This is a genomic window from Brachyspira sp. (genome assembly GCF_029258575.1).
Lineage (GTDB): Bacteria > Spirochaetota > Brachyspiria > Brachyspirales > Brachyspiraceae > Brachyspira.
On the sequence record NZ_JARHYI010000081.1, the window covers coordinates 1 to 11,555 of the forward strand.

12 protein-coding genes are annotated in these 11,555 nt (G+C 25.1%); 9 read left to right on the forward strand and 3 right to left on the reverse strand.

Annotation, left to right across the window (positions count from 1 at the left end; translation table 11 throughout):
- The first annotated feature begins 95 nt into the window (after positions 1 to 95).
- From Q1J76_RS06500 to Q1J76_RS06510, 3 genes are all read left to right on the forward strand, one after another.
- A complete protein-coding gene (locus Q1J76_RS06500) occupies positions 96 to 227 on the forward strand; it encodes a hypothetical protein (protein ID WP_300368586.1) in 132 nt (43 codons plus the stop codon).
- Between the two features lie 160 nt (positions 228 to 387).
- A complete protein-coding gene (locus tag Q1J76_RS06505; protein WP_300368589.1) occupies positions 388 to 981 on the forward strand; it encodes a histidine phosphatase family protein in 594 nt (197 codons plus the stop codon).
- Between the two features lie 44 nt (positions 982 to 1,025).
- A complete protein-coding gene (locus Q1J76_RS06510; protein ID WP_300368592.1) occupies positions 1,026 to 2,003 on the forward strand; it encodes a cobalamin biosynthesis protein CobD/CbiB in 978 nt (325 codons plus the stop codon).
- A gap of 79 nt (positions 2,004 to 2,082) precedes the next feature.
- Here Q1J76_RS06510 and Q1J76_RS06515 read toward each other — a convergent pair whose 3' ends face one another.
- Positions 2,083 to 3,438, reverse strand: coding sequence for an MATE family efflux transporter (locus tag Q1J76_RS06515; RefSeq protein WP_300368595.1), 1,356 nt, complete (start codon positions 3,436 to 3,438; stop codon positions 2,083 to 2,085).
- A 419-nt stretch (positions 3,439 to 3,857) separates the two neighbouring features.
- Positions 3,858 to 5,177 (reverse strand): MATE family efflux transporter, encoded by a 1,320-nt coding sequence (locus Q1J76_RS06520; RefSeq protein WP_300368598.1) that lies wholly within the window; start codon positions 5,175 to 5,177, stop codon positions 3,858 to 3,860.
- Positions 5,178 to 5,655: 478 nt separating this feature from the next.
- On the opposite strand from Q1J76_RS06520, the gene Q1J76_RS06525 reads away from it, so the two are divergent.
- From Q1J76_RS06525 to Q1J76_RS06545, 5 genes are read left to right on the forward strand one after another with little or no spacing between them, the layout of a single operon-like run.
- Complete coding sequence (locus Q1J76_RS06525; RefSeq protein ID WP_300368601.1) at positions 5,656 to 6,411, forward strand: lipocalin/fatty acid-binding family protein; 756 nt, start codon at positions 5,656 to 5,658, stop codon at positions 6,409 to 6,411.
- A 24-nt stretch (positions 6,412 to 6,435) separates the two neighbouring features.
- Positions 6,436 to 7,062 carry an MBL fold metallo-hydrolase gene (locus tag Q1J76_RS06530; protein WP_300368604.1) on the forward strand — a complete coding sequence of 209 codons (627 nt, stop codon included), beginning with the start codon at positions 6,436 to 6,438 and terminating at the stop codon, positions 7,060 to 7,062.
- A gap of 9 nt (positions 7,063 to 7,071) precedes the next feature.
- Entirely contained in the window at positions 7,072 to 7,971 is a 900-nt protein-coding gene (locus Q1J76_RS06535; RefSeq protein WP_300368607.1) for a DUF1848 domain-containing protein, read from the forward strand.
- Positions 7,972 to 7,995: 24 nt separating this feature from the next.
- The gene (gene tilS / locus Q1J76_RS06540; protein ID WP_300368619.1) at positions 7,996 to 9,342 is read left to right on the forward strand and encodes a tRNA lysidine(34) synthetase TilS; all 1,347 of its coding nucleotides are present in this window, start codon (positions 7,996 to 7,998) and stop codon (positions 9,340 to 9,342) included.
- A 31-nt stretch (positions 9,343 to 9,373) separates the two neighbouring features.
- Positions 9,374 to 9,862 (forward strand): NUDIX domain-containing protein, encoded by a 489-nt coding sequence (locus Q1J76_RS06545; protein WP_300368610.1) that lies wholly within the window; start codon positions 9,374 to 9,376, stop codon positions 9,860 to 9,862.
- Between the two features lie 61 nt (positions 9,863 to 9,923).
- Here the strand turns inward: Q1J76_RS06545 and Q1J76_RS06550 are convergent, their stop codons facing one another.
- The gene (locus Q1J76_RS06550; RefSeq protein WP_300368613.1) at positions 9,924 to 10,856 is read right to left on the reverse strand and encodes an alpha/beta fold hydrolase; all 933 of its coding nucleotides are present in this window, start codon (positions 10,854 to 10,856) and stop codon (positions 9,924 to 9,926) included.
- Between the two features lie 219 nt (positions 10,857 to 11,075).
- On the opposite strand from Q1J76_RS06550, the gene Q1J76_RS06555 reads away from it, so the two are divergent.
- On the forward strand, positions 11,076 to 11,555 hold a 480-nt coding region (locus Q1J76_RS06555; protein WP_300368616.1), incomplete at its 3' end, for a prohibitin family protein.

The following is an 11,555-nucleotide window of genomic DNA, read 5'->3' on the forward strand; positions in this document are numbered from 1 at the left end:
TTGTTTAAGTTCCATAGATATTGCACACTTTTAGTTTAAAAAAATCAGATATTCCTTATAATTTAAATTGCTAAAAATAAAAAAAAGGAATATCTATGAAACAATATAATACACAGCAGAAAAAAAAGATAGTATTAAGCATTAATAAAGTGAAGAATAAAAGAATACATTCGGCTTTAAATTATGATACTCCTATGTTATACTTCAAAAAAATAAGGAATACTTAAAGGAAATATCTCTGGCTCCCGTGCAATAAAAATAAAACATTATACTTTATGAATAATTTCATAAATATAAAAAATAAAATTATATCATTGAAAAAAAATAAACTATTATTATAATGTAAATATCATTTCAAAAAATAAAATATCAAATCGGAGTATCATAATGAAAATACTATTTATAAGACATGGACAAACTCAATTAAATGCTGAAGGAAGATGGCTTGGTTCTACAGATGCTCCATTATCTGAAGCAGGAAAAGAAGTTATAATAAGTAAGAAAAATATTATAGATAAATATAAGCCTGTACAAAAATTGTATGTAAGCCCTATGAAAAGATGTTTGGAAACTGCAGGAATATATTTTTCAGATATGAAAGAAGAAAATAAAGAAATTATCAATGATTTAAAAGAAAGATGCTTCGGAGATTTCGAGGGAAAAAATCATGATGAATTAAAGAATGATCCTCATTATAAAGAGTTTTTCAGAAGTAATTGGCAGAGTAATGTACCGAACGGAGAAGAAGCTGATAGTTTCTTTGGAAGAACTGAAAAAGCATATCTATATATAATAGAAGATATGAAAAAAAATAATTTGGATTATACAGCTGTAGTTACTCATGGCGGTGTTATTATGTCTATATTCAGCAGATATGAAAAGCAGAAATTGGAATTTTATGATTATCTTTTACAAAACGGAAGCGGATATTATGCAGAAATAGATGATAAAAATTATATAAGTATTATAGAAAAGTTATAATTTTACGATGATTATTAATAATAACTTTTATTGGAATAAATAATATGAAAATACTATTAATACTGCCTATATCTTTTCTGCTCAACATATTCGTAAAAAATATAAAATTTGATCCTTTTGTATTTATATCAAGACTTCATTTTATAGCAGAAGATATATTTAGAAAAAAAGGCAATACGAAAAACAAAACTTTAACTTTTATAGTAGGTACATTAAGTTCTTTAATAATAATAGCAATAAGTTTTTTAATACCGTTTTTCCTTTTAATGCTTTTATATAAACTGCATTTTATTTTGGGTTTAATAATAGAGCTTATATTATGCTGTCTTGCTCTTGGAATAAGAAAACCTTTAGAGATAAGTTCGTATATATTTCATAGCCTTATAATAAATGATTTAAAAAAAGCTAAATCACTTTTGAAAGAAAATGCTGAAATAGATGCGGAAGATGCAGAACTAGAACAAATTGTTAAAAATACAATAGAATACACTATAATAAGTATAGCTGAAGATTATATATATCCGGCTATATTTTTATTATTAGGCGGTGCTCCTTTATGTATAGCTTATAAGGCTTTGTATGTACTTTCTGACAGTTCATCTGATACTATTTATATAGATGAAAATAAAAGCGATGATGTATTCGGAATATTTAATATTAAATTATGCTATATACTAAATATAATACCTTCTATATTTACATCTTTAATTTGTATTTTATCATCAGTATTCTTCAGATATGAATATAAAAATGCATTCACAGCATTAAAAAGAGACGGCAAAAATAATAAGGCAAGATTAGAAGCCTCTATTGCAGGTGCTATGAATATAGAACTTGGAGGAGAATATATAAAAGACGGCGAAATATATGACAGACCTATAGTAGGAGAATATTTAGAGGATTTAAATCCTAATCATATAGAAAAAGCAAATAAACTTATATTAACTTCTGCCATATTTGCCTTAACAGCATTAATAATAATTAAACTCGTATCAATGCTTATATCTTCAATAATAGGATAATAAATTAATTAAATATAAAGGCTTTAAATAATCAATATATATCAATTATTTAAAGCCTATTATTTTTTATATATTTCTTTTATTCATTTTCATAAACTGCTTTATTTATTAAACTCTGACTTTTCATATTTGTATTATAAAATATCAATGAAAAAATCATTGTCAATATAAATTGAGATACAGGAACAGTAAGCCATATACCATTAAGTTTAAAAAATAGAGGAAGTATCAATATGCATAATGGACTTACTAATAAAGGATCAACATAAGTTAAAAGTGCCGAATATCTGCTTTCACCTGCTGAATAAAAATATGCAGTTCCTAATCTTACTATAGGCTGAAGTATGAATCCGGCTGATATTATAGGAAGCCCTAAACTTACTATTTCATTAGTTTCTTCAGATGCTCCGAATAATATACCTAATTTATTTCTAAAAATGAATACTATTATTATTAGAGTAAGTCCGAATATAACATCAAATAAAATGCCTTTTTTGAATACTTTTTTCATCATATCATTTCTTCCGGCTCCTTTGAAATAGCTTATCATAGGCTGACAGCCCTCTGCCACTCCTTCAAATAAATGCAAAATAGAACCGTAAATATAATTCATAACAGAATAAGCTGTTGTTCCTAAATATCCGCCGTATTTTATGCATTGCCAATTATTGAATATTACTATAAGCGAAGGCGCCATAACCATACCGAATGGAGATAATCCTATCTGCAAAGCTCTTTTTGTCATAGCCAAATCAAAATCTGATAATTTTATTCTCACTCTGTTTTTCTTTCTTATAAAAAGATAATATACAGCTATCAATGCCGCCAATACCTGTGCTATTATTGTAGCCAAAGCAGCACCGAACATTTCCAATCTGAAAACCATTAAAAATAAATAATCAAGAAATATATTTGTTATAAGCCCTACTCCCATAAAACTCATAGCATGAATAGTTTTTCCGCAGTTTCTTATTATAGGCATAGAACCGAATGATATTATTTGAAAAGCCCCTCCTATAATAATTGTTGTTATATAGGAATCAGCCTGCTTAAATACCTCATCTCTTGCACCAAGCAAATATACAAGATAATCTTTTATTAAAAGTAAAATAACTGTTAATATTATGCTTGCAAGTATAAGAGAAATAAATGTATTTACTTTAGCTTTATTAAATCCCTCTATATTGCCCTCTCCCAAATATGTTGACATTATAACAGAACCGCCCATACCAAGCATAACAGCAGATGCCATAAGCAAAGTTCCTATAGGATAAACCAAATTAATAGCGGTAAGCCCAATATCTCCCATAGAATTACCTATAAAAAATCCGTCAACAACTATATAAAGCCCGCCTAACATAGTAGAAACTATTGCAGGTATAACGTATTTAAAAAAGGACTTTTCCATATTTTGAGTATTTTGTACAATATCCATAATAATTAAACTCCTTTATAATCATATCAAAAATAGTCCGAATACATACTATTTTTGATAGTCTTATTATACTAATCATTTGTTATTTTGTCAAGAGATAAAGTACGAGATTTTACTTTTTATTTTATATTAAATATTTAGCTTTTATTATTATCATAAAACACAATGATAAATATTATATATATTATCTTCTTATTCTATATTCTTTGATAGTTTTGTTTTGATGAGAAAAAATATTTAATTTATACCATATACTTATTTGTATAATAGTATTAAAGAATTAGTAAATAAAAATGAGCTTCAATTATAGAAAATAAAATAATAAGTATAGCAGAAAAAAATTATATACGGCAAAATTATCAATATAATGAAAATATAAATATTGATTATTACATTTTTTATTTTGAAAAATTGATTCATTAATTAAAATTATCATTCTTTAAATTTGTATTATAAAATATAAAGAAAAATAATAATGATAATATAAATTGAGATAATGGAATAGCAATCCACACTCCATTAAGATTAAAAAATAATGGAAGTATTAATATACATAAAGGACTTACAAAAAGAGGATCTATATAAGTTAAAAAAGTAGAATATTTACTTTCACCTGATGAATAAAAATATGCAGTACCTAGCTTAACTATAGGATTAAGTATAAAACTTGATGATATTATAGGAAGCCCCACACTTACTATTGCATTAGTTTCCAAAGAAGCACCAAATAATATTCCAAGTTTATTTTTAAAAATAAATATTATGGTAATAATTATAAGACCTAATATTATATCAAATAAAATACCTTTCTTTAATACTTTTCTCATTAAATCTTCTCTTGCAGCACCCTTAAAATAACTTATCATAGGCTGACATCCTTCTGTCACTCCTTCAAATAAAGTAAAGATAGATCCGTATATATAATTCATTACAGAATAAGCCGCTGTTCCTAAATATCCTCCATATCTTATACATTGCCAATTATTAAATATTACTATAATAGAAGGAGTTATAACTAGTCCGAAAGGAGATAATCCTATTTTTACAGCTCTTTTTGTCATAGATAAATTAAAATCTGATAATCTTATTTTCGTTCTATTTTTCTTTCTTATAAAAAGAGAGTATATTGATATTATAGCAACTAATCCTTGAGCTATTATTGTAGCTAAAGCAGCACCAAACATCTCCAATCTAAAAACAATTAAAAATAAATAATCAAGAAAGATATTTGTTATAAGTCCGAAGCTCATAAAAATCATAGCATGAATTGTTTTACCAGAATTTCTTATTATGGGCATACTTCCAAATGATATTATTTGAAATCCTGCTCCCAAGACAATAGTAGTAATATATGAGTCAGCCTGTTTAAGCACTTCACCCCTTGCACCTAGTAAATATATAAGAGGATTTTTTAATAGAATCAAAATAACGGTTAATATTATACTTATTAATATTAATGATATAAAAGTACTTGATTTAGCTTTATTAAATCCTTCTATATTACCTGCTCCAAGATATGTTGACATTATAACAGAGCCTCCCATTCCAAACATAATAGCTGTCGCCATAATGAAAGTACCTATAGGATAAACCAAATTAATTGATGTAAGACCTATATCTCCTATGGAATTACCTATAAAAAAACCGTCTACAACTATATAAAGTCCTCCAAACATAGTTGAAACTATTGCAGGAATAATATATCTAAAAAACGAATTATCCATTTTTTGAATATTCATACAAACTCCAGTATTATAAAAAGATTAATACCATTTAACACTATAAATATCCTGCATTATATAGACAGATATTCATTTGTCAATATAGAAAAAGTACGATATTTTACTTTTTTATTTAAAATTGAAATATTTAGCTTTTAATATATAGTTAATATATTTAATAAATTTTATTATGTGTATAAATAAATGAACAATATTATTAATAATATAAAATTTTATTTTTTGTTTTGGTATTATTATAAGATGTTCTCATTTATATTTTTTGATTAATGTGAAGAAGATAATATTATAAAAAGAAGTTCTAGAAGTTCTAAAAAATCAATACAATAATTTTAATATATACAGAATAACAGAAAGAAAAAATAAATATGAAATAAAAATAAACATTATTATAGTAGATACTAAAGACAAAGTTCTAAAAATAAAAAATACATAAAAATATATTGAAATTTGTATTTTTAAGGTTTATTATATCCCAATGAAAAACATATTAATAATTTTTTTTATATTAAACTCATTACTTCTAGCACAATATTATTCCTATACAAATATTCCTTCATTTCAAAAAAGCGAATATTTTGTACATAAAGGAATATCAGCAAAAAAAAACAGTGCTGTAATAGTATATACAGAAACTTCTATAGATAATGACGGATACTGGAGAATTAAAGAAACTTCTATAAAAGGATTCATAACAAATAAATTAAAAGACCCTTTTCTACTAGAAGAAAGTATGATGACCAATATAAGAAAATCAGAAATATATTCTAAAATAGATTTAGAAAATATGAGAACTATTTATAATAAAACTGTAGATTATTATGATTTTGGTACTATGGAATATACATTTGATATAAATGGAAAAGTGAATTACACAAATAATGAAGGGACTTTAGCTATATTTTCTATGCATGGAGTATATCAAATAGCTAGGGCTTTTCCATTCGATAGTACAAATCAAATGAATATTATAATGCCTACCGCTTCAAAAGATAATAAATTAAATGTATCTGTATTGAATAATGGAATAAAAAAGATAAAGATCAATAATGAAGAGAAAGAATGCTATGAAATGGAGGTAAAAATAGAGGGAATTCCTTTTGCTATATTTATTCCTAAAATAGTAGCATATATTGAAAAAGATGATAAAAACAGAAAGATAATTAAATACAGCACTTTATCTGGAATGCTTGATACTATGGATATTTTTCTTACAGATACTGAAAAAAAATAAATATAAAAAAATAGGAGAATAATAATGAGCGATTTAAAAATAGATTGTATAAATACTAATATGTATGCAATGAATTCATATGTTGTATCTGTAGATGATGAAGCTATGATAATAGATATTTCCGAATCGCCTTCAGGATATGATGTTTATAAAAAACTATTAGAAGGCAAAAAATTGGTGAGAATAATATATACTCATGCACATTTTGATCATATTTCAGGTTCAGATGATATAAGAAAAGAGTATCCTGATGTGCCTCATTGTGTGCATACTTTAGATTATGATTTTTTTCAGGATGGAAATTTAAATGTAAGTGCATATTTGGGAAGCATACTTAAATGTAAAAGCCCTGAAATACAATTTAATGATGGAGATACTTTCAAATTAAAAGACAGAGAATTTAAAGTTATACATACACCAGGACATACAAGAGGAGGAGTTTGCTATTATACCAAAGGACATTTATTCTGTGGAGATACGATATTTGCATATGGAATAGGAAGAACAGATTTTCCTACAGGCGATTTCAACACTTTAGAAAACAGCATATCTGAAAAAATTTTTGCTTTGGATGATGATACTTTAATATATCCTGGGCATGATGCTTATGGAGTAAAATTATCTCAAAGAAAAAGAATGGGTGTATTTTAATAAATAAAAATGATAGTAAGTGCCAGCAGAAGAACCGATATACCCTCTTCACATACAAAATGGTTTTTGAATAGATTAAAAGAAAAATATGTTATTACTCAAAATCCTATAAATAAAAATATATTCTACAAAATACCTTTAAATAAAGATATTGTTGATATAATAGTATTTTGGTCTAAAAATCCTGATATAGATTTCTTAAAAGAAGTTAAAGATTTAAGATATAAATTTTATCTGCATTTTACTATCACGCCCTATAATAAAAATATAGAAAAAAATATACCTGATAAAAATGAATTAATAAAAAAATTCCAAACTATAAGCAAATTATTTGGTAAAGAAAAAATTGTATGGAGATATGATCCTATTATTTTAAATGATGATTTTAATGTTGATTATCATATTAAAAATTTCAAAATATTTGCTGAAAGTTTAAATGGTTATACAGATGAATGTGTATTCAGTTTTATTCAAATATATAAAAAAATAAAAAACAATATTAAAAATATAAATAATAATAATGAAGCTTTATTAATAAAAACTATGAAAGAACTTTCAATAAAAAATAATATAAAATTAAAATCCTGCTCTCAAGATTTTGATAATTTTAATATAGAATTAGAAAAATCAGCATGCATAGATAAAGAAAGAATACAAAAAATATTAGGCTATTCTATAAAAGAGAAAAAAGATAAATCCCAAAGAAAATTATGCAATTGTATAGAAAGCATTGATATTGGAATGTATAATAGCTGTCCCAATGAATGCATATACTGCTATGCTAATTCAAAAAATATATTAGAAAATTATGATATAAATAATGAAATGCTTGCAGATGAAAAAGCTAATTATGATAATATAAGAGAGAGAAAACTCATTATAAATAAAAAAAATATTATGCTTATATAAAATTTGGAAAACTGTATGTGTTACATGATAAAAGAAACTTATAATTTTTTACTTTCAAATATAGATAACATAAAAAATAAAACCCTAGCAGCAGCATATTCAGGAGGAATTGACTCTCAGGTTATGCTTAATATTTTATACAGATTAAAAGAAGAATTATCGTTCAATCTAATTATACTTCATGTTAATTATAATTTAAGGGCAGAAGATTCAACAAATGATGAATTGTTCGCCCGAAGTATGGCTGAAAAATATAATATAAAAATATATGTTAAAGAAATACCTCCAAAAAGCTATATAGGAAAAAATGTACAGCTTGAAGCTAGAAATGACAGATACAGTTTTTTTAAAGAACTTTATAATAAAAAAATATATGATTATTTATTAATAGCACATAATAAAGATGATTTAGTTGAAACTATCATTTATAGAATGATTAAAGGGGCTGGAAGCGAAATTTATAAAAGTTTAAGAGAAAAAAAAGCGTATATTTTAAGACCGCTACTTCATTTTTACAGAAAAGATATTGAGATGTATACTCAAAAAAACAATCTCGAACATAGAGAAGATTCATCAAATAAAAAAAATTATTATGCAAGAAATAAAATAAGAAATTTAATAATACCTATGCTTGAAGAAATTAATACAAAATCAAAAGATAATATTATTTTATTTTCAAAAAGAATATATAAAGAAACTTCATTATTAAGAAAAAAAGTTAATATACTATACAAAAGAAATATATCAAATAATAATAAAACTCTTAATATAAAAGCAATAAAGAATATAAATAAAATTTTTAGTGAGAAAATCATTATTAAATTTTTAGCAAAAAATAATATTGAAATAACAGAAAAAAGAGTATTTGAAATATTAAAAATAATAAAATCCAATAAACCTAATATAAAATTAAGACTTGATAATTTTTATTTAATAAAAGAATATGATTTTATTAATATACAATTATTAAATAAAATAAATGAAAATACAAATAATTTTTTACAAATATATAATGATGGAATATATAATTTTTTTGATAAAAAACTTGAAATAAAAACTGTTTTAAATAAAAATATTAATTATAAGGATAAATTATATATAAAATCAAATTATCCAATAATAATAAGAAATAAAGAAGAAGGCGATTTTATTTATGCTTATCCAAATGGTAATAAAAAACTTTTAAGAAAGATTTTTATAGATTTAAAAATACCTTTATATGAAAGAGAAAAAATACCAGTGATAACTTCTAAAAATGATGATATACTTGCATTATATTTATCTCCATATAGTTTAAATAGAATATCAAATAATGCTGTGGTAAATAAGGAAGATGAGTATATAATAGAAATAAATTTTTATGATAAGTAATTATCAAAAATAAATAAAGAGGAATAAATAAATGGCATTTTCAACTAATGAAAGAATGATATTTGGCAAAGGCGTAGGATGTGTTATTATAAAAGACGGCAAAGTTCTTTTAGGCAGACATAATTATGGTAGAGGTAACGGACTTCTTATAATACCGGGCGGATTTATAAATGAAGGGGAACTTCCTGCTGAGGCTGCGGAGAGAGAAGTTTTAGAAGAAACAGATGTAAAAGTAAATGCTTTAGAAATAGTATCTATGCGTTTTACTTCCGATGATTGGTATTTGACATTTAGAGCAGAATATATTTCAGGAGAGGCTAAAGTTAATGACTCTGAAAACAGTGAAGTTATTTGGCTTGATATAGAAGAGGTATTAAACAGAGAAGATGTACCACCACTTACAAAAGAAGCTATAAAATCATGTTTAAAATTTATTCACTGTGAAGATAAATATGCTATGAAAATAAAAGAAGATTATGATGCCTCAAGAGAGAGAGGAGTTTATGCTTATTATGATTAATTTTTAAGTAATAAAGAAAGCTACAGAATTCTGAAACTAGTCTTAATAAAATTATCAAACCTTATGACATATGAGTATTAAGCCAAGCAATTATCTCATTAGCGACATCATCTCTTTGAACATCATTAAGTATTTCATGTCTGCCGTCTTTGTAAAGGCTAATATTAACATCATTAAGCCCCAATGATTTATACATCTCATATACCCATTTAACACCCTTACCCATATCACCTACAGGATCTCTGTCGCCAGATATTAAAAGTATAGGGAAATTCTTATCCATAGAAGAATAATTATTTTTATCAGAAATTTTATCTATAAGTTCAAATAATTGCACATAAGTTTCTATACTAGCAGGCTTATCAGCAAAATATTCATCTTCCTGAGCCTTTTTAATTTCTTCTTTATCTGAAGTAAGCCATGCCAAATCCGATTTATCTTTAGGAAAATATTTTTTACCATATCCACCTACAGATAATTTATCCAAAAGATAGGCTCTCTTTCTTCCGCCAAATAATGATTTTTGAATATTAGCTATAGTTTTACCTAAAGTTTCTATTCCCTTAGGCTTTCCTCTAGTACCCATTATTATAGCACCATTTAAATCTTTATGATACTTAATTAAAAAACCTCTGGTAAGGAAAGAGCCCATACTATGCCCCATCATAAAGTAAGGTAAATTAGGATAATCAGCTTTAGTATTTACCATCAAATGCTTCATATCTTCTATTATAAGTTCATGTCCGTTTTTATCAGCCATATGTCCCATTTGATCTTTACTTACAGTACTTCTTCCAAATCCTCTATGATCATCAGCACAAACCAAAAAACCTTCTTTATTAAGTTTTTCTGCTATCTCTTTATATCTTCCAGCATGCTCTCCTAAACCATGAACTATTTGAACTATAGCTTTAGGCTTTATATCTGGTATAAAAAGATAAGTATACATTCTATGACCGTCATCTGATATTAAAACTCTATTAATCATTTCCATAATAAATACTCCGATGAATTATAAAAAATTATAATTGTGAAAATTATTAACATTGACATAACTAATGATAATAAATTATATAGTATTTTTTTTTTAATGCAATAAATATTATTCAATATTTCAAATTCAAAAAATGCATTATAAAATACTCTAATAGGATTTACTTGCAAAAAAGTATCTTATAGTTTAATATTTCTCAATTGATACAAGGAGCAATTTATGAAAATTATAAATGTTAATTCAAACAAAATTAATTCTATTCTTCTTATAGCATTACCTGTAGTATTAATAATAGGATTTTTAATATTTTCAAGCATTACAATAGTATCAACTGGAGAAGTAGGAATAAGAAGCAGATTAGGTAAAGCTATATCTCAGGAAGAGGCTGGACTTCATTTTAGAATACCTTTTATGGATACAATAAAAACTATAGAAGTAAGAGAACAAACAGTAGAAAAAACTTATGCTGTATCTTCAAAGGATATGCAAACAATATCTATGACTTTAAATGTTCAGTATTCTATAACAGGAGATACTTTGGATTTATATAAAAAATTCGGCACAGATTATCGAAACAAGCTGGTTAATCCTAGAATATCAGAAAGTTTAAATGCTGTTTCTGCAAGATACACTATAGAAGAATTCATAACAAAAAGAAATGAAATGGCTGCTGAACTTTTAAGAGAAGTTATGAGCGAT

Excerpts from the sequence above, each read along its gene's own strand:
- Q1J76_RS06545 (WP_300368610.1), top strand. The coding sequence starts at position 9,374 with ATGGCATTTTCAACTAATGAAAGAATGATATTTGGCAAAGGCGTAGGA.
- Q1J76_RS06515 (WP_300368595.1), bottom strand. The coding sequence starts at position 3,438 with ATGGATATTGTACAAAATACTCAAAATATGGAAAAGTCCTTTTTTAAA.
- Q1J76_RS06505 (WP_300368589.1), top strand. The coding sequence starts at position 388 with ATGAAAATACTATTTATAAGACATGGACAAACTCAATTAAATGCTGAA.
- tilS (WP_300368619.1), top strand. The coding sequence starts at position 7,996 with ATGATAAAAGAAACTTATAATTTTTTACTTTCAAATATAGATAACATA.
- Q1J76_RS06510 (WP_300368592.1), top strand. The coding sequence starts at position 1,026 with ATGAAAATACTATTAATACTGCCTATATCTTTTCTGCTCAACATATTC.
- Q1J76_RS06525 (WP_300368601.1), top strand. The coding sequence starts at position 5,656 with ATGAAAAACATATTAATAATTTTTTTTATATTAAACTCATTACTTCTA.
- Q1J76_RS06500 (WP_300368586.1), top strand. The coding sequence starts at position 96 with ATGAAACAATATAATACACAGCAGAAAAAAAAGATAGTATTAAGCATT.
- Q1J76_RS06535 (WP_300368607.1), top strand. The coding sequence starts at position 7,072 with ATGATAGTAAGTGCCAGCAGAAGAACCGATATACCCTCTTCACATACA.
- Q1J76_RS06550 (WP_300368613.1), bottom strand. The coding sequence starts at position 10,856 with ATGGAAATGATTAATAGAGTTTTAATATCAGATGACGGTCATAGAATG.
- Q1J76_RS06530 (WP_300368604.1), top strand. The coding sequence starts at position 6,436 with ATGAGCGATTTAAAAATAGATTGTATAAATACTAATATGTATGCAATG.
- Q1J76_RS06520 (WP_300368598.1), bottom strand. The coding sequence starts at position 5,177 with ATGAATATTCAAAAAATGGATAATTCGTTTTTTAGATATATTATTCCT.